This window comes from Novosphingobium sp. 9U, assembly GCF_902506425.1.
Classification (GTDB): domain Bacteria; phylum Pseudomonadota; class Alphaproteobacteria; order Sphingomonadales; family Sphingomonadaceae; genus Novosphingobium.
In genome coordinates this window covers 504,597-531,104 of record NZ_LR732469.1, presented here as the reverse complement: position 1 = coordinate 531,104, position 26,508 = coordinate 504,597, and the positions used below count along the sequence as shown (strand labels likewise).

23 protein-coding genes and 2 tRNA genes are annotated in these 26,508 nt (G+C 66.7%); 9 read left to right on the top strand and 16 right to left on the bottom strand.

The features are described 5' to 3' along the window. Positions 1-46 precede the first annotated feature (46 nt). Positions 47-1,432 carry a 30S ribosomal protein S12 methylthiotransferase RimO gene (gene rimO, locus GV044_RS02430; protein ID WP_159864964.1) on the bottom strand — a complete coding sequence of 462 codons (1,386 nt, stop codon included), beginning with the start codon at positions 1,430-1,432 and terminating at the stop codon, positions 47-49. A 70-nt stretch (positions 1,433-1,502) separates the two neighbouring features. Between rimO and GV044_RS02425 the strand changes: the two genes are divergently transcribed. Beyond that, positions 1,503-1,895: a DUF1761 domain-containing protein gene (locus GV044_RS02425; protein WP_159864961.1), complete on the top strand. Its 393-nt coding sequence runs from the start codon at positions 1,503-1,505 to the stop codon at positions 1,893-1,895. A 154-nt stretch (positions 1,896-2,049) separates the two neighbouring features. Here GV044_RS02425 and GV044_RS02420 read toward each other — a convergent pair whose 3' ends face one another. The 5 genes from GV044_RS02420 to GV044_RS02400 form a co-directional block, all read right to left on the bottom strand. Next, a complete protein-coding gene (locus GV044_RS02420; protein WP_159864958.1) occupies positions 2,050-3,099 on the bottom strand; it encodes a TrkA family potassium uptake protein in 1,050 nt (349 codons plus the stop codon). Between the two features lie 164 nt (positions 3,100-3,263). Beyond that, positions 3,264-4,400, bottom strand: coding sequence for a LysM peptidoglycan-binding domain-containing M23 family metallopeptidase (locus GV044_RS02415; protein WP_159864955.1), 1,137 nt, complete (start codon positions 4,398-4,400; stop codon positions 3,264-3,266). After that, positions 4,397-5,161 carry a 5'/3'-nucleotidase SurE gene (gene surE / locus GV044_RS02410; RefSeq protein WP_159864952.1) on the bottom strand — a complete coding sequence of 255 codons (765 nt, stop codon included), beginning with the start codon at positions 5,159-5,161 and terminating at the stop codon, positions 4,397-4,399. Before surE ends, GV044_RS02415 begins: the two co-directional genes overlap by 4 nt. Before the next feature lie 49 nt (positions 5,162-5,210). Then, the gene (serS, locus tag GV044_RS02405; RefSeq protein WP_159864949.1) at positions 5,211-6,491 is read right to left on the bottom strand and encodes a serine--tRNA ligase; all 1,281 of its coding nucleotides are present in this window, start codon (positions 6,489-6,491) and stop codon (positions 5,211-5,213) included. Between the two features lie 71 nt (positions 6,492-6,562). Then, positions 6,563-6,637 (bottom strand) — tRNA-Val (locus tag GV044_RS02400). A 77-nt stretch (positions 6,638-6,714) separates the two neighbouring features. On the opposite strand from GV044_RS02400, the gene GV044_RS02395 reads away from it, so the two are divergent. Continuing rightward, positions 6,715-7,026: a DUF3297 family protein gene (locus GV044_RS02395; protein ID WP_159864945.1), complete on the top strand. Its 312-nt coding sequence runs from the start codon at positions 6,715-6,717 to the stop codon at positions 7,024-7,026. A 93-nt stretch (positions 7,027-7,119) separates the two neighbouring features. Here GV044_RS02395 and GV044_RS02390 read toward each other — a convergent pair whose 3' ends face one another. Further along, positions 7,120-7,848: a CHAP domain-containing protein gene (locus GV044_RS02390; protein ID WP_371741551.1), complete on the bottom strand. Its 729-nt coding sequence runs from the start codon at positions 7,846-7,848 to the stop codon at positions 7,120-7,122. 338 nt (positions 7,849-8,186) lie between these two features. On the opposite strand from GV044_RS02390, the gene der reads away from it, so the two are divergent. Next, on the top strand, positions 8,187-9,560 hold the full coding sequence (gene der / locus GV044_RS02385; RefSeq protein WP_159864938.1) for a ribosome biogenesis GTPase Der: 1,374 nt from the start codon (positions 8,187-8,189) through the stop codon (positions 9,558-9,560). 213 nt (positions 9,561-9,773) lie between these two features. Beyond that, positions 9,774-10,328, top strand: coding sequence for a DUF4142 domain-containing protein (locus tag GV044_RS02380; protein ID WP_159864935.1), 555 nt, complete (start codon positions 9,774-9,776; stop codon positions 10,326-10,328). 68 nt (positions 10,329-10,396) lie between these two features. Here GV044_RS02380 and GV044_RS02375 read toward each other — a convergent pair whose 3' ends face one another. Together GV044_RS02375 and GV044_RS02370 are read right to left on the bottom strand one after the other, a co-directional pair. Then, positions 10,397-11,107, bottom strand: a complete 711-nt coding sequence (locus tag GV044_RS02375; RefSeq protein WP_159864932.1) for a DUF2490 domain-containing protein — start codon at positions 11,105-11,107, stop codon at positions 10,397-10,399. A gap of 68 nt (positions 11,108-11,175) precedes the next feature. Beyond that, entirely contained in the window at positions 11,176-12,303 is a 1,128-nt protein-coding gene (locus GV044_RS02370) for an AI-2E family transporter (RefSeq protein ID WP_159864929.1), read from the bottom strand. 124 nt (positions 12,304-12,427) lie between these two features. Here GV044_RS02370 and GV044_RS02365 point away from each other — a divergent pair, with 124 nt between their 5' ends. After that, on the top strand, positions 12,428-14,551 hold the full coding sequence (locus GV044_RS02365) for a S9 family peptidase (RefSeq protein WP_159870723.1): 2,124 nt from the start codon (positions 12,428-12,430) through the stop codon (positions 14,549-14,551). A gap of 66 nt (positions 14,552-14,617) precedes the next feature. On the opposite strand, the gene bfr is transcribed toward GV044_RS02365, so the two are convergent. From bfr to GV044_RS02345, 4 genes are all read right to left on the bottom strand, one after another. Beyond that, the gene (gene bfr / locus GV044_RS02360) at positions 14,618-15,118 is read right to left on the bottom strand and encodes a bacterioferritin (protein WP_159864925.1); all 501 of its coding nucleotides are present in this window, start codon (positions 15,116-15,118) and stop codon (positions 14,618-14,620) included. An 89-nt stretch (positions 15,119-15,207) separates the two neighbouring features. Continuing rightward, a complete protein-coding gene (locus GV044_RS02355) occupies positions 15,208-15,432 on the bottom strand; it encodes a bacterioferritin-associated ferredoxin (RefSeq protein ID WP_159864922.1) in 225 nt (74 codons plus the stop codon). A 54-nt stretch (positions 15,433-15,486) separates the two neighbouring features. Beyond that, entirely contained in the window at positions 15,487-16,698 is a 1,212-nt protein-coding gene (locus tag GV044_RS02350; protein ID WP_159864919.1) for a DUF418 domain-containing protein, read from the bottom strand. A 21-nt stretch (positions 16,699-16,719) separates the two neighbouring features. Beyond that, positions 16,720-17,859 carry an SPOR domain-containing protein gene (locus GV044_RS02345; protein ID WP_159870720.1) on the bottom strand — a complete coding sequence of 380 codons (1,140 nt, stop codon included), beginning with the start codon at positions 17,857-17,859 and terminating at the stop codon, positions 16,720-16,722. 304 nt (positions 17,860-18,163) lie between these two features. Between GV044_RS02345 and GV044_RS02340 the strand changes: the two genes are divergently transcribed. Further along, on the top strand, positions 18,164-19,528 hold the full coding sequence (locus tag GV044_RS02340) for an SPOR domain-containing protein (protein ID WP_236554624.1): 1,365 nt from the start codon (positions 18,164-18,166) through the stop codon (positions 19,526-19,528). 194 nt (positions 19,529-19,722) lie between these two features. Here GV044_RS02340 and GV044_RS02335 read toward each other — a convergent pair whose 3' ends face one another. Both GV044_RS02335 and GV044_RS02330 read right to left on the bottom strand, forming a co-directional pair. Continuing rightward, positions 19,723-20,955 carry a dihydroorotase family protein gene (locus GV044_RS02335; RefSeq protein WP_159864916.1) on the bottom strand — a complete coding sequence of 411 codons (1,233 nt, stop codon included), beginning with the start codon at positions 20,953-20,955 and terminating at the stop codon, positions 19,723-19,725. Next, complete coding sequence (locus tag GV044_RS02330) at positions 20,952-21,932, bottom strand: aspartate carbamoyltransferase catalytic subunit (protein WP_159864913.1); 981 nt, start codon at positions 21,930-21,932, stop codon at positions 20,952-20,954. Before GV044_RS02330 ends, GV044_RS02335 begins: the two co-directional genes overlap by 4 nt. 279 nt (positions 21,933-22,211) lie before the next feature. Here GV044_RS02330 and sppA point away from each other — a divergent pair, with 279 nt between their 5' ends. Next, entirely contained in the window at positions 22,212-24,098 is a 1,887-nt protein-coding gene (gene sppA / locus GV044_RS02325) for a signal peptide peptidase SppA (protein ID WP_159864910.1), read from the top strand. A 141-nt stretch (positions 24,099-24,239) separates the two neighbouring features. Here sppA and GV044_RS02320 read toward each other — a convergent pair whose 3' ends face one another. Further along, the gene (locus tag GV044_RS02320) at positions 24,240-24,431 is read right to left on the bottom strand and encodes a hypothetical protein (protein ID WP_159864907.1); all 192 of its coding nucleotides are present in this window, start codon (positions 24,429-24,431) and stop codon (positions 24,240-24,242) included. Positions 24,432-24,566: 135 nt separating this feature from the next. Here GV044_RS02320 and GV044_RS02315 point away from each other — a divergent pair. Continuing rightward, positions 24,567-24,651 (top strand) — tRNA-Leu (locus GV044_RS02315). A gap of 55 nt (positions 24,652-24,706) precedes the next feature. After that, positions 24,707-26,308, top strand: a complete 1,602-nt coding sequence (gene tig / locus GV044_RS02310) for a trigger factor (protein ID WP_159870714.1) — start codon at positions 24,707-24,709, stop codon at positions 26,306-26,308. Positions 26,309-26,508 lie beyond the last annotated feature (200 nt).

Genomic DNA, 26,508 nt, shown 5'->3' with positions numbered 1-26,508 from the left:
GTGCGAAAGAGAACGCGGTTCTTGCATTTTTCGCAACTTAGGTGTGTCAGGTCGTAAGTACGGCGCCGTAAAGATCGTGCGCGTCGGCATCCTCGATCAGCACTTCGACGATGCTGCCGGGCACGACGTCGCCGCTGACTTGGCGCAAGTAGACGGCGCCATCGATCTCGGGAGCATCGGCCTGCGAGCGGCCGGTCGCGCCTATGTCGCCGTCCTCGTCGGGTTCACCGACCTCGTCGATGATCACCGGCAGTACGCGTCCGACCTTCGCAGCAAGCTTGGCGGCGCTGATCGCGGCGGTCTTTTCCATGATGCGGGCGTAGCGCTCTTCCTTGACCTCTTCCGGCACGGCATCGGGGAGGAAGCTGGCGGTCGCGCCTTCGACCGGTTCGAAGCGGAAGGCGCCGACACGGTCGAGCTGCGCTTCGTCCAGCCAATCGAGCAAGTACTGGAAATCGGCCTCGGTTTCGCCGGGGAAGCCGACCACGAAGCTGGAGCGGATCGCGATGTCCGGGCAGATCTCGCGCCATTTGCGCAAGCGATCGAGTACCTTGGCTTCGTTCGCCGGGCGCTTCATCGCCCGCAGCACTGACGGCGAGGCATGCTGGAACGGGATGTCGAGATAAGGCGTCAGCAGCCCTTCGGCCATCAACGGGATCACCGCATCGACGTGCGGGTAGGGGTACACGTAGTGCAGCCGCACCCACGGACGCTGGCCGTCAGGCGCTCGCAAACCACCGAGTTCGCGCGCGAGGTCGGTCATGTGTGCACGTACGGGATGGCTATGGAAGTCGCGCGGCTCGTGGCCGATGTCGACGCCATAAGCCGAAGTGTCCTGGCTGATCACCAGCAGCTCGCGCGTACCCGATGCGACCAGCTTCTCCGCCTCGCGCAGCACCGCGTCGATTCGGCGGCTGGCGAGTTTCCCTCGCAACTGCGGAATGATGCAGAACGCGCACGCGTGATTGCAGCCTTCCGAGATCTTGAGGTAGCTGTAGTGGCGCGGCGTCAGCTTGATCCCGCGCTCGTCCGCAGCGGCTTGCGGAATCAGGTCGAGGTAGGGGCTGAGTTCGGGCGGGGCAGCCTGATGCACTGCATCGACCACCGCCTCGTACTGGTGCGCGCCGGTAACCGCGAGCACGTCGGGAAAGCGGGCGCGGATGACGTCAGCTTCGTTGCCCATGCACCCGGTGACGATGACCCGGCCGTTCTCGGCGATAGCTTCGCCAATTGCGGCCAGGCTCTCCTCCTTGGCCGAATCGAGGAAGCCGCACGTGTTGACGAGCACGACGTCGGCGCCCTGGTAGTTCGGGCTCATCGAATAGCCGTCGGCGCGCAGGCGCGTGAGGATGCGCTCGCTATCGACGAGCGCCTTGGGGCAGCCGAGGCTGACCATGCCCACCTTGGGGGCTGAGGGAAGTTCTAATGCCATGGAACGCGGCCCCATATACCTCTTCAGCGATTCTCGCTACCGTAGAGAACAAACAGGGGAGGAGAGGCTGATGGGTCCGGTAAACTGGTTGGCGGTGCTGCTGGCGGCAGCTTTGGCGCTGGCCGTGGGGATCGTCTGGAACGGTCCGCTCTTCCGGACGGGCCGGCCGCTGCTCGGCGGGCGGGCGCAATCCGGGGGGCGGTTCTGGCTGGTCGGTGCGATCTTCCTGCTGGCCGCGATCATGCTGGGGCACAACTTCGCACGGATCGGCGCAGCGGTGCTGGATGCCAAGCCGTGGCTGTATTTCATGCAGACCGGCGGTGTGGCGCTGTTCTTCGTCATCCCGGCGGTGTGGCTGACCCATGCGCGCAGCGGGACCGAGCCGATGCGGCGGGTGCTCGACTGCGGCTTCTGGCTGGTCGCCTACCTGGCGATGGGCGTGGTGTTCTGGGCGTTGGGGTGAGGGTCCTGCTAAATCCTCCTCTGGAAGGGGAGGTGGCGCGCACGTAGTGCGTGACGGAGGGGTGTCACCGCTAGTCGAGTGCGCGATCGAGACGGTGACACCCCTCCGTCAGCCGCTTCGCGTCTGCCACGTCCCCTTGCAGGGGAGGATCTGACTAGCTTGCCGCTGTCGCGCTTTCTTCCACGCAAGTGGGGGCGATCTCTACCACCGTGTCGCCCGGCTCCAGCCGCTGCGCACCCGCTTCCCAGAAGCCGATCGCCTTGCCGGCGCGATAGATGCGCAGGCCGCGGCCGGTGGTGAGCTGGTCCAGTGCGCGACCGACTTCGTCCGCCGCCACCGGCCGCTCGACCAGCTGCACGCGCCCGCCGACCGAGGCGAGATCGGACAGGTATTCGGACACGTGCTTGCCTTGCGCCGAGCCGGCCAGCAGCAGCCCGGTGATGCGCACCGGGTTGATCACGTTGTCCGCTCCCGCCTGACGTGCGAGCAGTTCGTTATCGTCGTTGCGCACCACGGCCGTGATCGGGACCTTGGGCGCCATGTGCCGGGCTGTCAGGATCATCAGGATCGAGGTGTCATCACGCCCGGCCGAGACCAGCACGGCGCGCGCGCGGTCGATCCGGACTGCGCCGAGCGTCTCGTCGCGGGTCGCATCGCCTTCCAGGACATTGCAGCCGACCGCCTCGGCTTGCTCCAGGCGGTGACCGTCCAGATCGATGACGACGATCTCGGAGGGCTGCGTATCGCGCGCGATCAGCTCGCTCACGGACTCTGCGCCGCTGACGCCGTAGCCGAGCACCACGATGTGCCCGGCCAAGTTCTCCTGTATGCGGCGCATGCGCCATTTCTCCCAGCTGCGCCTGATCACGAACTGATAGGCGGTGCCCACGAAGATGAAGATCACTGCGAAGCGGATCGGCGTGACGATCACCGCCTCGATCAGCCGTGACTTGTCGCTGACCGGAGCGATGTCGCCGAACCCGGTCGTGGTGATCGAGATCATGGTGAAGTAGACGACGTCGAGGAAGCTGACCACGCCATCGTGCGTGTCGTTCAAGCCCTCGCGATCGATCCAGTGGATCATCACCACGAAGAACACCAGCGCCAGCGCGGCGCCCAGGCGCAATGCGAGATCGGCCCAGACCGGAACTGCCAACGCCCGGCGCAGCGGCTTGCTGAGGCGGTGAGGGGTAGGGCGTTTCATTTGCGCAGGCTGATCATGTCGGGTGCGGGGTGTACAGTCAGAATGTAACGCCCAACCAACAATCTTCGTCATTCATGCGGGGGCGGGGATCTATCTCCAAGCGGTTCTTCTTACGCGAGATCAGGAGATGGATCCCCGCTTTACGGGGATGAAGAGGAAGAGGATCAAGGCGCCTTGGGCAGCTCGGGCTCGGGATCGACCGGCTTGCCGTCCTGACGCACTTCGAAGTGAAGTTCGGTGCCGCGCGCCTTGCCGGTGTTGCCGATCACGCCGATACGTTCGCCAGACGCAACCTTCTCGCCCTTCTTTACGGTGGCGCGGCTGAGGAACCCGTAGGCGGTGTTCCAGCCATCGCCGTGATCGAGGACGACGAGGTTGCCGAACTGGTCGGCCTCCGCGCCGGCGAACAGCACCGTTCCAGCCGCCGCAGCGCGCACGGCGCTGTTTGCGGGGGCGACGATGTCCAGCCCGTCGTGATGATCGGCCGAGGCGGTCGGCTTCCAGCTGCGCCGTACGGTGCCTTCGAGAGGCCAGGCGAAGCGAGGTACGCCCCGGCCGGCAGGCGCCTTGGCTGCTGCCACGGCGGCGCTGGCGACGGCGCTGGCGGTCGCCGCAGTCTTCACCGCGGCTTTGTCCGCCGGCGAGGGAAGCTGCGGATCGAGCACCGTGGGGATCAACAGCTCCTTGCCCGGCACTACGGCGGCATTGGCGTCCAGGCCATTGGCGACCGCGATCTGGCTCCACGGCACGGCATGGCGATAGGCGATCTCGAAGCCGGTATCACCCGGCCGCACCACATAGCGTCGCGTGCGCGGGATCAGCAGCTTCTGGCCAGGTCGCACGTCGTAGGGTGCGGTGAGGCCGTTCGCCTCGGCGATCAGAACCCGCGGCACCTTGGCGCGGTTGGCGATGCCTCCCAGGGTCTCACCCTGGGTCACGACATGGACGTTTTCCTTAGCCAGCGCCGGGTTGTCGGGGGTAGAGGCGAGCGGCGTCTTGGCCGAAGCCTTCGTCGGCGCGCTCGTCGATGCTTTGCCGTCGGTGGTCGGCTTAGCCGCAGCGGCGGTCTTGACCGAAGCCTTGGCCGCAACCGCCGGGATCTTCAGCTTCTGCCCGGTGCGCAGCGCAAAGGGCGTCTTCAAGCCATTCGCCTCCGCCAGGGCCTTGGCCGAGACACCGGCGCGATTGGCGATGCCGTTCAGCGTTTCGCCTTCGCCCACGACGTGCTCGGTTTCGGCAGCCTGTGCGATAGAGGGCAGCGGCAGCAGTGCCGCGGCGACCAGGAATCTGAGCGCCTTCATGCCTCGTATCGGCTCGCGAGCTTGGCCAGCGAAGCCTCGTGCGTCAGGTCGACATGAAGCGGCGTCACGGAGATATACCGGTCTGCGATCGCCTCCAGATCGGTGTCGTGGCCCGTCGTATGCTCGATGCCGTGCAGGCCGAACCAGAAGTACGGGAAGCCGCGCGGATCGACGCTCTCGATGAGCGAGCCGCGCGCATAATCGTGAAATCCCTGACGAACCACCCGTATCCCCCTGACGTCCGCTGCTGCCACCGGGGGAAAGTTTACATTAACCAAGGTCCTGCTGGCAAATGGCTCGTTAAGTAAAGGCCCTATTACTTTCGCCCCCCAAGCTTTGGCGGCGGCGAACGACACGTTCTCGCCGATGTCCTCGCGCGTGTAGACCTGGCTCAGCGCGATCGAGCGGATGCCTGCGAGCGCGCCTTCCAGAGCTGCAGAGACGGTGCCCGAGTAGGTCACGTCGTCCCCGAGATTGGCGCCGCGATTGACGCCCGAGAGGATCAGATCGGGTGGGCCGGGCAGCACCTTCTTGAGGCCCATGGTTACCGCATCGGTCGGGGTGCCGGTGACCGAGAACCGCTTGGGCGCATGCTCGCGCAGGCGGACGGGCCGGGTGAGCGTGAGCGAGTGGCCGGCGCCGGACTGCTCCTCGGACGGGGCGCAGATCCAGATGTCGTCGGAGAGCTGCGCGGCGATCTTCTCCAGCACGTAGAGGCCGGGGGCGTTGATGCCGTCGTCATTGGTCAGCAGGATGCGCATGGGGCAGGTTCCTAGGGGCGGATTCGAGTGACGGGAACGATTTGCGTGATCAGCCCGCAGGGACCAACCGCTCCAGTCCGCCCATCCGTGCCTTGAGCACATCGGGTACGCGCACCGAGCCATCCTCGTCCTGGTAGTTCTCCAGCACCGCCACCAGCGTGCGGCCCACCGCAAGTCCGGAGCCGTTCAGCGTGTGCACGAACTCGGTCTTTTTCGAGCCTTCCGGCTTGAACCGCGTGTTCATGCGTCGGGCTTGCCAGTCGCCGCAGTTGGAGACTGAGCTGATCTCGCGATAGGCGCCCTGGCCGGGAAGCCAGACTTCCAGGTCGAACGTCTTGCGCGCGCTCGCCCCCATGTCGCCGGTGCACAGCAGCATCTTGCGATAGGGCAGCTCCAGTGCCTGCAGAATGGCTTCGGCGGCGGCGACCATGCGCTCGTGCTCGGCGGCGCTGTCCTCGGGCTTGCAGACGGTGACCAGCTCGACCTTTTCGAATTGGTGCTGGCGAATGAACCCGCGCGTGTCGCGGCCGGCGGCACCTGCCTCCGAGCGGAAGCAAGGGGTCAGCGCGGTCATGCGCAACGGCAGCGTATCGGGCGCCAGGATCTGCTCGCGCACCGAGTTGGTCAGCGAGACTTCGGATGTGGGGATCAGCCAGCGACCGTCGGTGGTGCGGAACAGGTCCTCTGCGAACTTAGGCAGCTGGCCAGTGCCGAACGCGGCTTCGTCCTTCACCAGCAGCGGCGGCGCGCATTCGGTGTAGCCGTGCGTGTCGACCTGGGTGTCGAGCATGAACTGCGCCAATGCGCGGTGCAGCCGCGCGATTTGGCCGCGTAGAAAGGTGAAGCGCGCGCCGGCAATGGCGGCGCCGGTCTCAAAATCGAGCCCGAGCGCGGGGCCGATATCGGCGTGCTCCTTGGGCGTGAAGGCGAACTCGCGCGGGGTGCCCCAGCGAGCGACTTCGACGTTCTCGGCTTCGTCTGCACCTTCGGGAACGTCGGCGGCGGGCAGGTTGGGCAAGCGCGCGAGTTCGTCGCGAATTGCCTCGTCGTGCTGGCGCTCGTCGGCTTCGAGTGCGGGCAGCAGGTCCTTGATTTGCGCGACTTCGGCCTTGAGCGCTTCGGCGGTGTCCTTGTCGCCCTTGCCCATCGCCGCACCGATCGCCTTCGATGCCTCGTTACGGCGGTTCTGCGCTTCCTGGAGGCGCGTGGCTACACCGCGGCGGTGCTCGTCGAGTGCCAGGATGCGCGCCGACACGGCTTCGACCCCGCGGCGGGCGAGGGCGTCGTCGAAGGCGGCGGGATCGTCGCGGATCAGGCGGATGTCGTGCATGGCCGCGCGCCTACCCGCTCATGCGGATCGTTTCAACGCGAGATGTGATGTGTGGTTTCCAGGCTGAAGCCTGGTGGGCGCGACAGGGATTGAACCTGTGACCCCACCCGTGTGAAGGGTGTGCTCTACCGCTGAGCTACGCGCCCGCTACCATGCGGAAGGCGCGCCCCTAGCCGAGGCCGCCCGCGTTGACAAGCGGGCAATCGCTTCTAAACGAGCGGCCATGAGCGAAGATACACCCGACGTCGCACCTGCCGCCACCTCCGGTCCGGACGTGCCGCCCGACCGGCTGGCGATCAACCCGCGCAGCCCGCACTTCGATGCCGACAAGCTGCAGCGCGGCATCGGCATCCGCTTCAAGGGCGCGGTGCGCACCAACGTCGAGGAGTACTCGATTTCGGAAGGCTGGATCCGGGTTCAGGCCGGCAAGACCAAGGACCGCCACGGCCAGCCGCTGACGCTGAAGCTCAGCGGGCCGGTGGAAGCATGGTACGAAGACTTGGGCGAGGACGCTCCGGTCGCGAAGCTCGGCTGAGTTCCGGCGGGCGTAAGTCCGTCGCACCCAGACTCCACTCGCTCCACTTTCGGCTTCGCAGGAATGACGAAGTTTGGTGCGGGGGCGCCGAGCCTAACGCGCGCTGGCGATGATCGCGCCGATTGGGTCTTTTCGGCCGCTGAACTTCACAGGCCCGACGGAGGAGAGGCGCACTGGGGCAAGCCGCACCGGCGCCGATCGGACCTTCCCACCTGCCGGCAAGCCACGCGACGAGGTTGCCGCAACGAACAGCGGGTCAAACCCGAACCGGACCTTTGTCTTGCCCGGCACGTACTTGCTGAACGTCGAGGTCTTCGCCAGCTTCTCCGGCGCGGCCGTCCTGGCTCTCGGCTTGCTGTTGTAGATGAAGCCGGACACCGGCCAGTGCGCACCGCCCAGGCTCTGGATCGGCGCGTACCATACGCGCACTTCGCTCCAGTCGTTGGCGGGAGAGACGTCCACCGCAGTGACGTTGCGCTCGATCTTGCCGGGCGCGGACCAGTTGGCGTGATCGATCAGGATCGTGCGCGCATCCACCACGCGTCGCACCGTGGCGACATGGCCGAGCGTCGAGCCGCCGTGGGGCTGGATGGCCATGACCGAACCGGGCCTGGGCGCGCGGCCGCGGGCATATCGCCCCTCGGCTTGGTTCCACCAGGTATGCGCGTCGCCATAGAGCCGGATGCCAGAAGTGTCGCGCGCGAACGGCACACATTGCAGCACGCCGGGTACCGCAGCGAGCGGTCCGCCTCCTGCCGGATCGTACAGCGCTGCTGCAGGTTTCGCTTCAGCCTGCGACGCTCCCGCGACCAGCAAGCCCACGATGCATGTGAGATTTGTGCCCCTCATGCAGCCTTAATCGCAGGTGCTGGTTAGGAGCGCTCTGACGTGCATGGTATCCAGCAACGGTAAACAGGCCGGCAAGAACTTGCCGCCTAGTGGCCGTTTTCTGCCGGCTTGATGGTCACAGATTGCCATCTTGCCCCCGTTAACCTCGACCTTCGCATGCCTCGCACAGCGCAGATTTCTCGCAATGACCAACGATCGGCCGCAATCCAGCGGCAAACGATCCAGTTTGGGCCAGACGATCGGACCGGCGGTCATGGCTACGGAGCGCGGGACTTGCCAACTGCGGCACAAACCGCCACGTCCCGCCGATCATGCCCGCACCCCAGGTGATCATCATCGGCCGGCCCAACGTCGGCAAATCCACGCTGTTCAACCGTCTGGTGGGCAAGAAGCTGGCACTCGTCGACGACCAGCCCGGCGTCACGCGCGACCGTCGCTTCGGCGATGCCGAATTGCTCGGCCTGAAGTTCCAGATCGTCGACACCGCAGGGTGGGAGGACGAAGACGCCGAAAGCCTGCCCGGCCGCATGCGCCAGCAGACCGAGGCCGCGCTGGAAAGCGCCGAATTGGCGCTGTTTGTCATGGATGCGCGCGCGGGGCTGACGCCGCTCGACGAAGAAATCGCCCGTTGGCTGCGCGGCGCCAGGGTGCCCGTGATCCTCGTCGCCAACAAGGCGGAAGGTCGCGCGGGCGAGAGCGGGCTGCTGGAGTCCTACTCGCTCGGTCTGGGCGACCCCGTCGCGATCTCCGCTGAACACGGCGAGGGCATGGGCGACTTGTTCGAGGCGCTGCTGCCGCACCTCGAGCCGCTGCAGGTCGAGGAAGAAGACGAGGAGTTCGACGAGGAGGCGCTGTTGCGTGGTCCTCTCAAGCTGGCCATCGTCGGTCGTCCGAATGCGGGCAAATCGACGCTGATCAACAAGCTGCTCGGCCAAGATCGCCTGCTGACGGGTCCCGAGGCGGGCATCACCCGCGATTCGATCGCGATCGATTGGGAATGGACGCAGCAGAACGGCGAGGTCCGCCCGGTTCGCCTGATCGACACGGCGGGCATGCGCAAGAAGTCGAATGTGGTCGAGAAGCTGGAGAAGCTTTCGGTCGCCGATGCTCGCCACGCTGTCGATTTCGCCGAGGTCGTCGTGCTGCTGCTCGATGCCACACGCGGGCTGGAGCACCAGGACCTGAAGATCGCCTCCATGGTACTGGAGGAAGGTCGCGCGCTGATGATTGCGATCAACAAGTGGGACGTGGCCGAGGGCGCGAGCAGCTTGTTCCAGGGCATTCGCGGCGCCCTGGACGAAGGTCTGGCACAAGTGCGCGGCGTGCCGCTGCTGGCGGTTTCGGCGCGCACCGGCAAGGGCCTGGACGACATGATTAAGGCCGCCTTCGACATCCGTGAGGCCTGGAGCCGCCGCGTGCCGACGGCCGCGCTCAACCGCTGGTTCGACGATGCGCTTAACGCCAATCCCCCGCCGGCACCCGGCGGCAAGCGGATCAAGCTGCGCTACATCACGCAGGCGAAGACGCGGCCCCCCGGCTTCGTGCTGTTCGGCACCCGGCTCGATTCGCTGCCCGAAAGCTACAAGCGCTACCTGATCAACGGCATTCGCCGTGAGCTCGGCTTCGACGCCGTGCCGATCCGCCTGACGCTGCGAAGTCCGAAGAACCCCTTCAAGAAGGACTGAGGCAGAGCGCTACTGCCATGGGGAAGCACTTGCGGGCCTTGATATAAGTCGAGGTTCTGGCCTGCAGCGCCTGTCGAGTGTCTCGTCAGACTACCGTCATGGCAAGTCTCTGAAGTTTCTTTCTGCAATTCGGCACGTCATAGCGCCGTCAGGCAGGAACCTTTCGATCATCGCGGGTGTTGTGCGCCAGTTGGTATCAAAGGAAGAAACTTGATGTTTCGCAAAGCTATTCTTGCAAGCGCACTTGCGCTGTCGATTGCCTCGCCCTCGCTCGCCCAGGGTATGTTGACTGCCGCCGATGCCGGGGTCTCGCCGATCACCGGTACATCGGCCACTGACTACGTGAAGCTCGCTGCGGATTCGGACATGTACGAGATCCAGTCCAGCAAGCTCGCGCTCACGCGCAGCAAGCGCGATGACGTGAAGAGCTTCGCGCGCGAGATGATCGCCGATCACACCCAGACCACCAAGGCGCTGATGGCAGCGCTAAAGAACAACGATCGCACGATCGCTCGTCCTTCGATGAAGCTCTCGGCCGAGAATGCGGCGAAGATCGCCCTGTTGAAAAAGGCGCCGAAGGCTAGCTTCGACGATCTCTACCTGCAGCAGCAGGCTGCCGCGCACCAGACCGCATGGGCGCTGCACAAGGGCTATGCCACCGACGGCACCGACGTCGCGCTGAAGCAGGTCGCGTCCACCGCCGTGCCGGTGATCGAGCGCCACCTGACTCATGCCAAGCAGATGGTTCCGGCCGGCCTGGCTCAGTAAGCCGACTACGAGTTCGGAAGTAAAAAGGGGAGGGTGCCGAAAGGCGCCCTCCCTTTTTCGCGTATAGATCAATCGCCTTGGTGGTGCTCGACCACCTTGCGCTTGGCGCCCAGGTTGATCGTCAACTGCATACTGAGCGCGTGATCCATTTGCGCCCGTGCACCGCCACGGGCGAGGCGGTACTGGTTGAGATAAGCCACGTCGGCGCTGGCCTGTGTGGAGAGCGGGATGGCTAATCCCAGCATGTTGCGCATGCGCTCATAGCCGCGGCGCTGGCCCCACTTGGTGCTGTTGGGCAGCACGAAGCTTTCATGGCTGACGAACAGGGCAAGCCCGTTGCGATCGAGCGGCTGGTTGTAGCGCACCAGGGGCCGCAGGCGGAAGCCGATCTCATCGCCATCGGGATGAAAGCGCTCGTCCAGGCGCAGGCGAGTCGAGAAGCGGCCGAAGGTGCCGACCACTTGCTGGCGGAAGCGGTCCTCGTCGGCGTTGCGGTTGCCGTTGTGGAAGCCGACGTGGCGATAGCCGAAGCCGAATTCCAGGTTCTTCGATACCCGCTGTCCGATCAGCGCGCCGAATTCGGTGGTGTACACGCCGTCCATGCGATCGCTGAAGCGGGTGATCTGCTCCAGCGTGACGCGGGTATTGCCGTCCAGCGGCACGTGCACGTTGGTCTGGAGCCAGAGCTGCTCATCGTCCTGTGCAGCCAGCGCCGGCGAGGCGAACAGTGCCGTCGCGACGACAATACAGGGCAGGGCAAGGCGCGTGAGCTTGGGCACGGCAGGCTCCTAGGCAATCGCGACGGCTTGCACCAGCGTTCTGTCACACTGGTGTCACATTCCAGCAATCAGGTGTGCGGAGCCACCAAAGGCGCTTCGTCATCGGGGAGAGTGCTGGCGAGCTCGGCCATGGCCGGTGCGCGTTGCTCGATCGCCATGTTCCACACCGCGATGAAGAGCGCGGCAATGACCGGGCCGACGATAAAGCCGCTCAGTCCGAAGAGTTCGAGACCAGACAAGGTCGCGATCAGCACCACGAAGTCGGGCATGCGGGTGTCGCGGCCGACCAGGATCGGACGCAGCAGGTTGTCGACCAGACCGATCACGAAGACACCGCAGAAGATCATGATCGCGCCCTTGATCCATGCTCCGCTGACGAGGAGGTAGATGGCGACCGGCACCCAGACGATGCCGGTCCCCACGGCGGGCAGCAGTGACAGGAAGCCCATCATCGTGCCCCACAGCAGCGCGCCCTCAATGCCGAGCGCCCAGAAGATCAGCCCGCCAAGTAGCCCTTGGACAAGCGCGACGACGACAGTGCCCTTCATGGTGGCGCGCACCACGATGACGAAATGGTCGATCAGCCGGTCGCGCGTATCGGGCCGCAGCGGCAGTGCGGTGCGGATGAGGTCGCCATAGCGCCGGCCATCGCGCAGCAGGAAGAACGTCAGGTACAGCATCACGCCCATCGCGGCGAGGAAGCTGAGCGCACTCTGCCCCACCAGCAGCGCGCGCGAGGCGATGTCCTGCAACCCGCTCGCGATGCCCGAGCCGAACATGCGACGCAGCGAGTTGAAGTCGGAGAGGCCCTGGCGATCCACGAAGCGGCGCACCGTGGAGGGCAGCGCATCGCGCAAGTGATTGAGCATGTTGGGAATGTCGAGCTGCCCGCTGCGGATCCGCTCGTATAGGGTGGCAGCCTCCTGCACCAGGCTGGAGCCAAGGAGCAGCGCGGGCATGACGATCAGCGCCAGGATCAGCAGCAGCACGAGCGCGGCCGCCAGGCTCTTGCGGTTGTTGAGCCGCTCGGCCAGGTGCTGGGTCGCCGGCTCGAACAGGATTGCAGCGACAAGGCCCCACAGGATCGCGCCGAAGTAGGACGAGATCAGCCAGGCGAACAGCAGGGTGACCACCAGCACCACGCCCATGAAGGTGCCGTCTTCAAAGCGGAAGCTGCGATGTTCGCCGTCGTTCATGCGGCGGTCTTAGGGGGTGAGCGTCCAGGTGGGAAGCTGCGACTGGCTCGGTATGGACCAGGAAGATTGTGGGTGGGGGCGGCGGCGACCCGCGATCGCGGCACTGGCTTTCGTCGCGCGCGCGATGCAGTCTGGCGGCGAAGTATCTGATCGGAGACCTGATTTGCGCCGTTCCCAAGCCCTCCTGTTGGCGGCGACAGCTGCCTTGAGCCTTTTTGCTCCGATCGGCATCGCCCAGGCCCAGCAGACAGGGGAGCAGACTGGGCATGAGGCCAAAGCGCCGCCCGCGGGACCGAACCGCAGCTTCACCGGTCAGGACCTGTTCGGGCTGGTCGGTGCCACCGATCCGCAGATCAGCCCGGACGGATCGCGCGTCGCTTACGTGCGCATGACGGCAGACGTGATGACCGACAAGGAAGTGCCGACGATCTGGCTCGTGGACCTGGCGAGCGGGCGTCAGACGCCGCTGGTCGCGGGCAAGGGATCGCACCGCTCGCCGCGCTGGTCGCCCGACGGCAAGCGACTGGCCTATGTCTCGTCAGATGGAGAGGGCGCGCCGCAGCTCACCGTCATGTGGGTCGACAGCGATCGCAGCGTGAAGGTGACGGGCCTGCCCGATAGTCCCGGCAGCATCGCCTGGTCGCCTGACGGTCGCACCATCGCCTACACCATGCGTGTACCGGGTGAAGCGCTGAAGCTCGGCAAGGCGCCGGAGAAGCCCGAAGGCGCCAAGTGGGCGGACGATCTGGAGGTGATCGACCGGGTGTCCTACCGCGCCGATGGCGGCGGCTATGCCAAGCCGGGCTTCGATCACGTCTTCGTCGTCGCCGCGGATGGCGGCGCCCCGCGGCAGGTGACGTTCGGCGACTACGACGACGGCGGGCCGCTCTCGTGGAGCCCGGACGGGCGCGCCCTGGTGTTCTCCGCCAACCGCCGGCCGGATTGGCAGCGCGAAGAGAGCAACTCGGAAGTCTACACCGTCGATGTCGCGAGCGGTGCGATTAAGGCGCTGACCACGCGACAGGGACCGGACAACAATGCGGTGCTTTCGCCGGACGGCAAGCACGTGGCCTATCTCGGGTTCGACGACGTCAACCGCAGCTATGAGAACACCGAGCTTTACGTGATGAACGCGGACGGCACCGGTGTGCGTCCGCTGACGGCGGGCCTCGACCGATCGATCGAGACCGTAAGCTGGGCGGGCAACTCACAGCTCTATGTCTCGTACGACGATCACGGCAAGAAGCGCGTCTCGCGCATCGGCCTCGACGGTTCGGTTCGCGTGGTAGCGGACGGGCTGACGGGCGGCTCGCACTATGACCGGCCCTACACCGGGGGCGACTTCAGCGTGTCGAACGGCGGCAAGGTGGCCTACACCGCCGGTGGCACCGAGGCGCCGGCCGACCTGTGGGTCGATGGGCGGCGGCTGACCAGCCTCAACGCCAACTGGCAGGCAGCAAAGGCGATCGCGCCAGTGCGCAAGCTGGCGGTGACGGCCCCGGACGGGCGTGCGATCGATGCCTGGCTGGTGACGCCACCGGGGCTGCAGCCCGGTCAGCGCGTGCCGCTTATCCTGGAGATCCACGGCGGCCCGAACTCGGCCTATGGCCCGACCTTCTCGACCGACGACCAGCTCTATGCCGCGCATGGCTATGCCGTGCTCTACACCAACCCGCGCGGCAGCACGTCGTATGGCGAGGAGTTCGCCAACCTGATCGACCGCGCATACCCCGGCACTGACTACGACGACCTCATGGGGGCGGTCGATGCGGCGATCGCCGACGGAGTGGCCGATCCCAACAACCTGTTCGTCACCGGCGGCTCTGGCGGCGGCGTGTTGACCTCGTGGATCGTCGGCAAGACCGACCGGTTCAAGGCGGCCGCCTCGCAGAAGCCGGTGATCAACTGGATCAGCGAATCGCTGACGATGGACTCGACGACGTTCACTTCGCGCTACTGGTTCGACAAGAAGCCGTGGGAGGATCCAATGAGCTACTGGAACCGCTCGCCGCTGAGCCTGGTCGGCAACGTCAAGACGCCGACGCTGGTCGTCGTCGGCTCGGAGGATTATCGCACGCCGGTGAGCGAATCGGAGCAGTACTACGCCGCGCTGCAGATCCGCGGGGTGCCGACCGCGCTGGTGAAAGTGCCGGGCGCCAGCCACGGCGGGCTCACCGCGCGGCCTTCGCAGTCGGCCGCCAAGGCCGCGGCGATCCTGGCTTGGTTCGACAAGTATCGGGTGAGGTAGGCAGCCGGATTACAGCGTCGTCCCGGGTCCAGCCCGGGACGACGCTGGCCTTCTTGCAAGTAGGGCTCAGGCGCCCGTGTCGGTGCTGCCTTCGCCAGCCGAAGGGCTGTTGAGCTGGATGTAGTTCTGAATGCCCATCAACCCGATCAGGTCGAACTGCTTCTCGAGGAAGTCGACGTGCTCTTCCTCGCTCTCGAGGATGCGCTCGAAGATCTCGCGGCTGATGTAATCGCGCACGGCCTCGCAGTGGGCGATGGCTTCCTTGAGCAAGGGGATGGCATCGTGCTCCAGCGCGAGGTCGGCCTTGAGCACTTCCTCCACGCTCTCGCCCACGCGCAGCTTGCCGAGCGCCTGGAAGTTGGGGAGTCCGTCGAGGAACAGGATGCGCTCCGCCAGGATGTCGGCATGCTTCATCTCGTCGATGGACTCATGGCGCTCGTAATCGGCCAGCTTCTTGACGCCCCAGTGTTCCAGCATGCGGTAGTGCAGCCAGTACTGGTTGATCGCGGTCAGCTCGTTGAGCAGCGCCTTGTTGAGAAAGTCGATGACCTGGCGGTCGCCCTTCATGGGGAAGCTCCTGTCTGGCTGAGCGAGCCCTATGGCTTACCAGCTTTGGGGAGGCAACGCGAGAAGGCGCCCCGCGGCATTAAGGGCGATCAAGTATGCGCAGGCTGCAGCGTGCGGTCGGCCGCGGCGAGCGGCACCGGGAGGAGAGTCGACAAACGCTCGTCGGCGATGATGTCCTCGGCCTCGTCCACGCACTGGCCGCACTGGGGCGGGCGCCCGATGGCGGTGTAGAGCGCTTCGGCATCGCCACGGCAGGTGCGCGCCGCTTGGCGCAGTTCGCATTCCCGTATCGCGTTGCAGATGCAGACGTACATGCGTGTTCCTCTCGAATCGCAATATAGCTGCATGCGAATGGATCGCAATAGCAGTTAGACGCGGTTCGAGAGCAACCTGCCTTCGGTCAGGCACCGCCATAGCCATTCGAGTGGACCCCGGCGCCAATGCCGGAGCCATGGCCCGCTCCAGCCGAGCATGAGAGCCCAGCCGAAGAAGACGAACAGCCATTGCGCGAGCGGATCGACTTGGCCGAACAGGTCCAGGCCCCAGCCGTAGAACAGCGTGGTCATGAGCAGGCTGGTGCCGAGATAATTGGAGAAGGCCATCCGTCCCGCCGCCGCCAATCGCCCGCCCAGTCGCGTGCGGCCGAGCCATGGCGTCGCAAGGACCAGCAACGTGAGGTAGCCGAATGCTGTGACAAGGTGGGGCAGGGCGAGGCCGTACCGCAGCGATGTGTCCATCGCGATCACCGGGAAGTGCCGCTGCAACAGCCAGCCGAGCGAGAGCAGGGTAACGCTCAAGCCCGCCACCGTGGAGCCGACGCCCAGCAGCACCATAGCCCGTACCGGCCAAGTGCCGGCGAAGAAGCCGCTGCGCTGCAGGAGCAGGCCGAGCGTCATCAGCGGCACGTACTCTCCGAAACCGTCACGCACGCCGGCGAGTGGCCAGAGCGGGTGATCCTGCAGCTTGATCGTCAGGATGTGCAGGAAACCGCCGGTGTACTGGCTCATCTCGCGCTGGACCGCTGCCACGAGGTAGCCTTGGTATTGCGCCACGGCACTCGCCTGCCCGGGGTTGGCGGTGCCAAGCCGTACCGCTTCCTCCGCATCGAGCATGGGCAGGCTGGCGAGCAGGCCGTTCAGGTGCATGGCCAGGAACAGCGCCGCCGCGCCGGCGCCCAGCAGCCGGGGCGCCATGCGGTGGAGGAGCAGCACGATCAGCCCGCAGGCGGCATAGGCGAACAGGATGTCGCCCCACCACAGCAGGTAATAGTGCAAGGCGCCGAACAGCAGCAGCCAGCCAAGGCGTCGTGCCTGCAGGAGATCGCCGTCGCGGCCCTGTGCTTCGGCCCGGTCGATGAACAGCGCTATGCCCGCTCCGAACAGGATCGCGAACAGCGCGCGCATCTTGCCTTCGAACAGCACGAACGCGAAGGCGTACGCGGCTTCGTTCCACATGCCGGCGGGCGTAGGCAGGTTCGGGCTGAGCGTGCCGATTGAGGGCCCCGCGAAGCCGGCGATGTTGATCGCCAGGATGCCGAGGACCGCGACGCCGCGGATGAGATCGAGCGAGGCGACGCGCATGGGCCGCCCAGCCTAGGACATTCAGTCGCGCGTGGCGAGGCAGGTGATGCCGGCGCTCTTCAGCCGCGAGCAGGCGGCGGAGGCGTCGGCCTGGCTGGCAAAGCCACCGGCCTGCAACTTGGTGACCTTCCCGGCGGGCACGAGGAGCTTGGCGTGTCCGGCAAGCTCGGACCGGCTGCGAACGCGTGCCCACAGTGCCTCGGCGTTGCTCGCGACGCCGAACGCGCCGAGTTGGACGCGCCAGGCGCCCGAAGCGCTCGGTGTGGTGGTGGGTGCAGGGCGCGTAGATGGCGCGGGTGCCGGCGTGCGCGTGGGTGCCGGAGCCGGTGCCGGGGTGCGGGCCGAGACGGGCGGAGTGGCCGCGGCGACTCGTGGCTTGGTGATCGTGTAGTCGGCGCCGGCGCTCGCCGGGCTGGATCGGCCCGCGACCCGCTCGGCCTCGGCGACGGCGCGCTCGACCGTCGCGACCGATGGGCCGCGAGAGGTCGCGGCAGCGGGCGCAGGTTCGTCGACGATGGCTCCGCCGGACGCGGAGCCCAGGTCGACCGCGGCAAGCTGGCGAGCGCGCGTGGCCTCGGTCTCGGCGGCGATCTGCGAGGCGACGGCCACCGACTTCTGCCGGTCCGCCATGGAAACGTGCTGGTCCATCTGCGCCAGCGCGCCGGTCGCTTGCGGCAGGCCTTGCTGCTGCGCCAGAGTTAGGTAAGCGTAGGCGCGCACCCAGTCCTTCGCCATGCCGTCGCCGTTGAACAGCGCCAGGCCCAGGATGTACTGCGCGCGCGGATCGCCGCGCGATGCGGCGGAGCGAATGTAAGGCATGGCCTGCGCCCGCTCTCCGCGCTGGAACAGCAGCAGGCCATAGTTGTCGCTGGCCTGCAGGTGACCCTTGGCGGCAGCGGCGCCGAACAGCTGTTCGGCCCGACCCAGGTCCTTGGGCACGCCGCGGCCGAGGCGGTAGGCTTGGGCGAGGTTGAACTGGGCGTCGGGATCGCCGGCGGCGGCAGGCGCCTGCCACTCGCGGACGGCAGCAGTGAAGTCGCCCGTGCTCCAGGCATCGACGCCGGCCTTCACGTCCGCGAGCGCGGGGGAGCCGAGGCCAGCCATCATGCTTGCCGCGAGGAACGCGCCCAGGCGCACCTTGCCTGATCCTCGAACTACCATGACCAAGACCTTATCCTTTCGCACCGCGTGCCCCACCGTTCGTACGAGCCACGCAAAGCCCCCGCGCGACCTAGGTTAAGTGCCATAGTGAAGAACCGCTTAGCAAAGCCTTTATGCGCAGATCCCCGTAAGCGCTTGCCCCGATGACCGCCTGCAAGGGCTTCTACGGGCTTAACCGTAAATTAGGAACGATCTGCGATTGCCCTCCCAGGGAATTCACTCGCGGCGTGCCGTCGCGGGTCACGACGAAGTCGATCAGGGGGATCCGTTCGCGATGCAGGCCCACAAGCTCATGGCTCGACACTTGGCCAAACTGAACCGACGCGTGCTCAGCCGCACCGGCATGCACTCTGCCATGGCGGCGGCGCTGGCCGTCGGCTGCGTGGCGGCGCCCGGGTTCGCCTTGGCTGGAGCCATCGGCAGCAACGTCGCCGGTGACCAGGGTCAGGTAAGTCGCAAGGCCGAGAAGCAGGTCGTTGCTGCCGAACGCGCGGTCGCCAAGCAGCCGCAGAGTGCGGAAGGTCGCGCCCGCCTGGGGCAGACCTACCTGTCCGCGGGCCGCTTCGTGTCAGCGAGCACATCGTTCGAGGATGCGGTGTCGCTGGGCGACAAGACGCCGTCGACGGCGCTCGGGATGGCGCTCTCCTACATCGGCTCCAACCGCAACGCAGAGGCGGTCACGCTGCTGGGGCAGTGGCGCGATGCCATTCCGGTCGGCGACTATGCGCTGGCCCTGGCGCTTGCTGGCCAGCCCTCGCAGGCGGTGTCGCTGCTGAGCGACGTCATCAAGCAAGGCGACAACACGCCGAAGAACCGCCAGAACCTGGCTTATGCCTTCGCGCTAGACGGCCACTTGCCCGAGGCGCGGGTAATCGCTTCGCAGGACGTGCCGCTCGAGCAGCTCGACGCGCGCATCAGCGAGTGGGCGCTGCAGGCGAGCGTCGGATCGCAGCAGTCGCGCGTGGCCGCACTGATCGGCGCGCCGTTGCGCAGCGACCCTGGCCAACCGGCTCAACTCGCGCTCGCCGCCCCGGCGGCTGCGCCCGCGCTGGCGGCCAACGACACGCCGGCACCGGCAGCGCAGGAACTGCCGCCGGTCGGCGCTGACGCACCGGTACTCGCCATGGCCGAGCCGCAGCCGAGGACCGACGCTGCAGCCCCTGAGCCGGTTGCTGCCGATCCGGCCCCGGTGCCCGCACTGGCGGATGCCTCTTCGGCCGTACGTGCCTTTGTTTCCAATCCGGTGGTGCAGGATGTCGCGGCACCGATCCCCGCACCGCAGCGCATGGCACGCGCCGAGCGAGTGGCACTGACTCCTGCTGCTGCCAAGCCCAAGAGCGCCGCACCCCGCCGCGCCGCCGCGCCGGCGGCGGCAGGTACGCACGTCGTGCAGCTTGGCTCGTTCACCACCGAAGCCGGTGCGCACCGCGCCTGGGGCATCTTCGTGCGCCAGGATCCGAGCCTCAAGGACCGCGAGCTGCGGATCACGCAGGCAACCGTGAACGGGCGCCAGTACTGGCGCGTGGCCGCTGCCGGCTACGACATGGCCTCAGCGCGCTCGAAGTGTTCGTCGCTGCGTGGTGGAGGCAAGGACTGCCTTGCGTACGCCACCAAGCGCGAGCTGCCCGGCGCCTTGGGAGCCGTCGCCCAGCGCCTCGCGCGCCGCTGAGTCTTTACGAACTTCACCCCCATGTGAAGCCAACTGCGCCCCCGCCCTTTGTGGCGGGGGCTTTTTTGCGGGTAGAACGAATGAGCGCCTCAGGCGAGGCTGTCGACGCCGACCAACGACTGTCGCGTTTGGCTTGTGAGTGTGAGGCCGCACCGTTCGCCGGCTCGCTCCGACAGTTCAGCAGAGGCGGGTAGTCAGCCGACCTTCGCGCCACCCTTGAACAGTGCCGACACACGCCCTTGCACCGGCTGGCGATCGAAAGGCGTGTTGCCCGCGCTGGCGGCCATCTTCTCCGAGTCGACGATCCACGGCCGCTCCGGGTCGATCACCGCAATATCCGCCTCGGCACCCGCTTCCAGCTTGCCGGCCGCGACGCCCAGCAGCCTGGCGGGACTGGCGCAGAGCAGCTCGAACGCTCGCGGCATGCCGATCACGCCGTCGCGCACCAGCGTCAAGGTGAGCGCCAGCAGCGTCTCGGCGCCGGCCATGCCAGGGGCCGAGTCGGCGAACGGCAGGCGCTTGTCCTCAGGGCCGCGCGGATCGTGCCCGGACGCGACGACGTCGATCGTGCCATCGGCAAGCGCGGCGCGCACGGCCTTGCGGTCGCTCTCGGAACGGAGCGGGGGCGAGAGGTGCGCGAAGGTGCGGAACTGCGCCGTGGCGAGGTCCGACAGCATGAAATAGGCCGGCGTCACGCCTGCCGTCACCCGCACGCCACGGGCCTTGGCCTGCCGGACCAGATCGAGCCCGACGGCAGTGGTGACGGTGCGGAAGTGGATGGCGCAACCGGCCATCTCGGCGATGGCGAGGTCGCGGGCGATCGCAAGGGCCTCTGCCTGCGCGGGCGCTGCCGGTAGGCCCAGGCGAGTCGCCATTTCACCGGCGGTGGCGACGGCGCTCCCTACGAGCCCTGCGTCCTCGGCATGGGCACAGACGGTCATGTCGAGCATGGCGGCATATTGGCACAGGCGCAGCATCGTGCCCGAGTCGGCGATCCATTGCCGACCGGTGGCGATGCCGCGCGCGCCGGCGTCGCGCATCAGTGCAATCTCGGCCAGTTTCTCGCCCGCCAGGCCCTTCGTCGCGGCGGCGAGCGGGTGAACCCAAAAGTCCGGCTTGCCCGACGAGGCAGCGAAGCGGACGCTGGACGGCCGGTCGAGCGGCGGGCTCTGGTCCGGCATCAGCGCGGCGCGGGTGACGCCGCCGAAGTGGAAGGCCGGCTTGTCGATCGCGAAGACACCGAAATCGACGAGGCCCGGGGCAATCAGCTGGCCCTTCGCATCGTGGATGCGATCGCCTTCAGCCGGCGAAACCTCCGTGCCGACGGCCACGATGCGGTCGCCTTCGCAGCGCACGGCGCCCGGTACGATCGCGTCGCCAAGGACAAGGCGTCCGTTGACGATCGTGAGGGGAGCAGCCGCGCTCATGCCCAACCCTCCACACCGCGCGCCCGGCGCGTCAGCACGTCGAGGCAGGCCATGCGCATGGCGACGCCCATCTCGACTTGCGTGGTGATCTGCGAGCGCTCGACATGATCGGCGACGTTGCTGTCGATCTCGACACCGCGGTTCATCGGGCCGGGGTGCATGACCAGCGCGTCAGGTTGTGCCGTCGCCAGTCGGTCGAGCGTCAGCCCATAAAGATGGCGGTACTCGCGGGGGGAGGGGATGAATTGTCCCTGCATCCGCTCCAGCTGCAGGCGCAGCATCATCACCACGTCTGCGCCTTCCAGCGCCTTGCCGAAGTCGTGGAAGACGGCGACGTTCATCTGCTCGATGTCGGCCGGCATCAGCGCTGGCGGCGCGCAGACGCGCACTTCGGCGCCGAGCGAGGTCAGGCACAGGATGTTGGAGCGGGCGACGCGGCTGTGCAGGATGTCGCCGCAGATGATGACGACCAGGCCGTTGAAGTTGCGCTTGGCGTGACGGATCGTCAGCGCGTCGAGCAGTGCTTGCGTCGGATGCTCGTGCTGGCCGTCGCCGGCGTTCAGCACCGGGCAGTCGACCTTGTCGGCGATCAGCTGCACCGCGCCCGAACTGGCGTGCCGGATCACGATCGCATCGGCGTGCATGGCGTTCAGCGTCATCGCCGTGTCGATCAACGTCTCGCCCTTCTTCACGCTGCTGGTGGCGACCGCCATGTTGACGACATCGGCACCCAGGCGCTTGCCGGCAATCTCGAAGCTGAGCAGCGTGCGGGTCGAGTTCTCGAAAAAGGCGTTGATGATGGTCAAGCCGGCGAGAAGGTCGCGCGTCTTCTTGGCCTGGCGGTTCATCTCCACCCACTGCTCCGCCTCGTCGAGCATGTAGTGGATTTCGTGCGGGGCGAGCCCGGCGATGCCGACGAGCCCGCGGTGCGGGAAGGCCGCGGAGCCTGCCGGGTAGGTGTAGGTCGGCGCTGTCATCGAGGACAGGGCTGTAGGGCGGGGCGGGAGTGGGCTCAACCCTCGGTTGGTGCTTCTCCCCAAGATCCTCCCCTGCAAGGGGAGGTGGCGCGCGGCGCAAGCCGCGTGACGGAGGGGTGTCACCGCCAGCGGAGTGCGCGGCCGGGAGGGTTACACCCCTCCGTCAGCCGCTACACGCCTGCCACCTCCCCTTGCAGGGGAGGATCTTTCGCTGGGCCTTCGCTCCTTCCCCATCCTCCGCATCATCGCTAAGGCTCGCTCGAAAGGCAGGTCCCCCGCATGAAATTCGCCCGCAAGGTCTGGAAGTTGCTCGTCGCGATCAAGGACGCGCTAGTGCTGGTGTTCCTGCTGCTGTTCTTCGGCCTGCTCTACGCGGTGCTGTCGATGCGGCCGACGCCCGGCAAGGTGAGCGAAGGCGCGCTGGTGATTCAGCTGGACGGTGCGGTGGTCGAGGAGACCGCCGACGTCACCACCTCGGACCTGATCCTGGCGCAGACGACCAACGCCGAGCTGCCGACCGACGTGCGCGCGCGCGACATCCAGCGGGCGTTGCGGGCGGCCGCGAAGGACGAGAAGATCAAGCTCGTCGCCATCGATCTTTCGCGCTTCACCGGCGGCGGCTTCGTCCACTTGCGCGACATCGGCGCGGCGATGGATGCGGTGCGCGCCTCGGGCAAGCCGGTGCTGACATATGCCGATACGTATGCCGATGATGGCACGCAGCTGGCCGCTCACGCCAGCGAGGCCTGGGTCAACCCGATGGGCGGCGCGATGGCAGTCGGTCCGGGGGGCAACAACCTCTACTTCGGCACCCTGCTGCAAAAGCTGAAGGTCAACGCGCACGTCTTCCGCGTCGGCACCTACAAGACCTTCGTCGAGCCCTATACTCGCGATGGGCCGTCGCCAGCCGCGATCGAGTCCTACACCGACCTCTACGGCGGATTGTGGCGCAGCTGGCAGGCGGACGTGAAGAAGGCCCGGCCCAAGGCGAACCTCGCGCTGGTCACCGGCAATCCGATCGGCTGGCTGCGCAACTCGGGCGGAGACTTCGCCAAGGCATCACAAGCAGCTGGGCTCGTCGACAAGATTGGCACCCCCAGTGACTTCGCGGCGCGCGTGGCGCAATTGTCCGGCGGCACGGCGGCGGAGACGTCTTCGGGCCAGATCGTCGGCACGCAGTTGGCGACATACCTGGCAGCGCATCCGGAGAAGACCGGCGGCGCTGCGATCGGCGTGGTGACGATCGCGGGCAACATCGTCGACGGCGACGCGGGACCAGGCACCGCAGGCGGCGACCGCATCGCCAAGGCGCTCGACGACGCGCTCGATAACGACATCAAGGCGCTGGTCGTCCGCATCGATTCGCCAGGCGGCTCGGTGCTCGCCTCCGAGCGAATTCGCCGCTCCATCGAGCGCTACAAGCAGAAGGGCGTGCCGGTGATCGCCTCGATGGGCAACCTGGCGGCCAGCGGCGGCTATTGGGTCTCTACCCCCGCCCAGTACGTGTTCGCCGAGCCGGGCACGATCACCGGATCGATCGGCGTGTTCGGCATCCTGCCCAGCTTGGAGCGGGCCTTGGCGGACATCGGCGTGAACTCAGGCGGTGTGAAGACGACGCCCCTGTCGGGCCAGCCCGACCTGATGGGCGGCCTCTCTCCTGAGCTGGAGCAGATGGTGCAGATGGGCATCGAGGATGCCTACGGGAAGTTCCTAGGCCTGGTCGGCAAGGCACGCGACAAGAGCCCTCAGCAGGTCGACGCCATCGCGCAAGGCCGCGTCTGGACGGGCGAGCGGGCGCGGCAGAACGGGTTGGTCGACGCGTTCGGTGACTTCGATGCGGCGCTGGCTTACGCAGCGAAGACGGCGAAGCTCGGCAACGCGGCGTGGCATGTGCAGTACATCGGCCGCAAGGAAGACCCGCTCAATGCGCTGCTGCTGCAGATGTACCGGCGCCGCGATGCCGGCGGTGACATCGCTGCCATGGCGGCGCGACGCCAGCGCGAGCAGTTGAGCGCGGCTTTGGGCCAAGCGGAGGCGATGCTGTCAGGGCAGGGCATGCAGGCGATGTGCCTGGAGTGTCCGAGGGTGCCGGCTGCCGCCCGCAAGCCGCAGGGATCGGTCGTAACCGGCTTGCTACTGCGGTTGGCGGCGCTTGGGGGCAAGTAGAGGGCGAGCCTACCGGCTAACGTCGTCGCAGGCTCGACCCGGGACCGATTTGGGCATGTCGCAAGCTCTCGTCAGCAGCGGCGACGAAAGGTTCGTCGCTGGCGGAACCGACCCGGGTCACGCCCGGCTTGATGCGATCCTTCAAGCCTCCATCGGCGGCGGCATCTCGATCGGGCCCTGATCCGGCACGTCGTAGGCCGGAGCCTCGGAAGGCGCTTCATCCGGGCCATCGGGAGCGCCTGGCTGGCTCGGCTCGTTGGGGGCCGGGGTCTCGGCCGGGGCCACGTCGGGGCGATCGATGTCGGGGCGCGGGGCGCCAGGGTCGGTGGCCATGGGCAATCCTTTCGTGAGTTCGCTCCATCAACGCGTCGCCTGTGAGCAAGTTGCCCGTCGTCTCGGCGACCCTTGCCCTAATCCGCTGGCCACTATAAGGGCACGTCCCTTGAGTTTCAGGCCACCGGTTTCTTTGCGGGCGTGGCGGAATTGGTAGACGCGCTGGTTTTAGGTACCAGTATCGAAAGATGTGGGGGTTCGAGTCCCTTCGCCCGCACCAGTTTCCGCCCATGCGAGGATGCCCGGTGCCACGCGTACAGGAAGGCATCGTACCCATGCAGATCGTCGAGACCACCAACGAGGGGCTGAAGCGCGCCTACACGGTGACCATCCCCGCTACCGAGATCTCCGCCCGCATCGAGGGCGAAGTGAAGCGCATGGCGCCGCAGATGAAGATGCCCGGTTTCCGCCCCGGCAAGGTCCCGGCGAATCTGGTCAAGAAGATGCACGGCCCGGCGCTCCACCAGGAAGCGCTGCAGACCTCGATCAACGAGGCGATGGACAAGCTCGTCGCCGACAACGCGCTGCGCCCCGCGATGCAGCCCGACGTCAGCCTGGGTGAGGGCTATGAAGAGGGCAAGGACGCCGAGCTCTCGGTCAGCCTGGAAGTGCTGCCCAAGATCGAGGCGCCTTCGCTCGAGGGCTTGAAGCTCGAGAAGCTGACCGTGCCGGTGCAGGACGAGGCCGTTGACGAGCAGGTCCAGCGCTTTGCCGACCAGCAGAAGAGCTACGAGACCGTGGAAGGCCGCGCCGCCGAAGACGGCGATCAGGTGCTGTGCGACTTCGTCGGCAAGCTGAACGGCGAAGAGTTTGAGGGCGGCAAGGCCGAGGGTCAGGCGATCGTCATCGGCTCGGGCCGCCTGATCCCCGGCTTCGAAGAGCAGCTGATCGGCGCGAAGGCTGGCGACGAGCGCACCATCACCGTGACCTTCCCCGAGGACTACGGCGCCGAGAACCTGGCCGGCCAGGAAGCGACCTTCGACATCACCGTGCACGAAGTGAAGGTCCCGGGCGAAACCAAGATCGACGACGACTTTGCCAAGCAGCTCGGCCTGGAAGGCCTTGATCAGCTCAAGGGTCTGCTGCGCGGTCAGCTGGAGCAGGAGACCGCCGGTCTCACCCGCACCCAGATGAAGCGCCAGCTGCTCGACCAGCTCGCCGCCGGCCATGACTTCGACGTGCCGCCGACCATGGTCGAGGCCGAGTTCGAGCAGATCTGGCAGCAGCTGCAGAACGAAGCCGCGAACGAGGAAGATCCCGAAGCCGCGCGCGCCGAGATCGAAGCCGAGAAGGACGATTATCGCAAGATCGCCGAGCGCCGCGTGCGCCTGGGCCTGCTCCTGTCGGAGATCGGCCAGGCCAACGGCGTCGAGGTGAGCGGCCAGGAAATGCAGATGCTGTTGCAGCAGGCCGCGCAGCAGTACCGTCCCGAAGATCGCCAGCGTTTCGTCGAGTACGTGCGCCAGGATCCGATGGCCGCCGCCCAGCTGCGCGCTCCGCTCTATGAGGACAAGGTCGTCGACTTCCTGATCGAGAAGGCCGAGGTCACCGAGCGTGAAGTCACCCGCGACGAGCTGCAGGCCGCGATCGAGGCCGACGCCGACGAGGTGAAGACCGACGCCAAGCCGAAGAAGGCTGCGGCGAAGAAGGCGAAGAAGGCCGAACCCAAGGACGATGCCGAGGCAGGATCTGCGGCCAGCGAAGACACTGTGCAGGAGACCGCGACCGAGGACGCCGGCGAGGTGAAGAAGGCCAAGAAGGCACCGGCCAAGAAGAAGGCCGAAGCGTCCGACGAGCCTGTTGCTGACGCAGATGCCGAGGGCGGAGCGAAGCCGAAGAAGGCTACGGCCAAGAAGGCGGCGAAGACCGAAGACTGATCTCTTCGGTTCCGACCAACAGCAAGAAAGGCGCCGCGGGACACCACGGCGCCTTTTCTGTTTGGAAGCGTCCGTCCGTAGCACTGCGTCGAACCGGGCTGCCTCCGTGCGTTTGCCAAGCTATCCCCTTGCGTTTGGCGAGCTATCCCCAGCCTCTTGGCACCGCCGCGGGGATACCTCGGTTAATCCCCTTGAACTCC

Coding starts and splice junctions, on each gene's coding strand:
- rimO (WP_159864964.1), bottom strand. CDS start 1,432: ATGGCATTAGAACTTCCCTCAGCCCCCAAGGTGGGCATGGTCAGCCTC.
- GV044_RS02425 (WP_159864961.1), top strand. CDS start 1,503: ATGGGTCCGGTAAACTGGTTGGCGGTGCTGCTGGCGGCAGCTTTGGCG.
- GV044_RS02420 (WP_159864958.1), bottom strand. CDS start 3,099: ATGAAACGCCCTACCCCTCACCGCCTCAGCAAGCCGCTGCGCCGGGCG.
- GV044_RS02415 (WP_159864955.1), bottom strand. CDS start 4,400: ATGAAGGCGCTCAGATTCCTGGTCGCCGCGGCACTGCTGCCGCTGCCC.
- surE (WP_159864952.1), bottom strand. CDS start 5,161: ATGCGCATCCTGCTGACCAATGACGACGGCATCAACGCCCCCGGCCTC.
- serS (WP_159864949.1), bottom strand. CDS start 6,491: ATGCACGACATCCGCCTGATCCGCGACGATCCCGCCGCCTTCGACGAC.
- GV044_RS02395 (WP_159864945.1), top strand. CDS start 6,715: ATGAGCGAAGATACACCCGACGTCGCACCTGCCGCCACCTCCGGTCCG.
- der (WP_159864938.1), top strand. CDS start 8,187: ATGCCCGCACCCCAGGTGATCATCATCGGCCGGCCCAACGTCGGCAAA.
- GV044_RS02380 (WP_159864935.1), top strand. CDS start 9,774: ATGTTTCGCAAAGCTATTCTTGCAAGCGCACTTGCGCTGTCGATTGCC.
- GV044_RS02370 (WP_159864929.1), bottom strand. CDS start 12,303: ATGAACGACGGCGAACATCGCAGCTTCCGCTTTGAAGACGGCACCTTC.
- GV044_RS02365 (WP_159870723.1), top strand. CDS start 12,428: ATGCAGTCTGGCGGCGAAGTATCTGATCGGAGACCTGATTTGCGCCGT.
- bfr (WP_159864925.1), bottom strand. CDS start 15,118: ATGAAGGGCGACCGCCAGGTCATCGACTTTCTCAACAAGGCGCTGCTC.
- GV044_RS02355 (WP_159864922.1), bottom strand. CDS start 15,432: ATGTACGTCTGCATCTGCAACGCGATACGGGAATGCGAACTGCGCCAA.
- GV044_RS02350 (WP_159864919.1), bottom strand. CDS start 16,698: ATGCGCGTCGCCTCGCTCGATCTCATCCGCGGCGTCGCGGTCCTCGGC.
- GV044_RS02345 (WP_159870720.1), bottom strand. CDS start 17,859: ATGGTAGTTCGAGGATCAGGCAAGGTGCGCCTGGGCGCGTTCCTCGCG.
- GV044_RS02335 (WP_159864916.1), bottom strand. CDS start 20,955: ATGAGCGCGGCTGCTCCCCTCACGATCGTCAACGGACGCCTTGTCCTT.
- GV044_RS02330 (WP_159864913.1), bottom strand. CDS start 21,932: ATGACAGCGCCGACCTACACCTACCCGGCAGGCTCCGCGGCCTTCCCG.
- sppA (WP_159864910.1), top strand. CDS start 22,212: ATGAAATTCGCCCGCAAGGTCTGGAAGTTGCTCGTCGCGATCAAGGAC.
- GV044_RS02320 (WP_159864907.1), bottom strand. CDS start 24,431: ATGGCCACCGACCCTGGCGCCCCGCGCCCCGACATCGATCGCCCCGAC.
- tig (WP_159870714.1), top strand. CDS start 24,707: ATGCAGATCGTCGAGACCACCAACGAGGGGCTGAAGCGCGCCTACACG.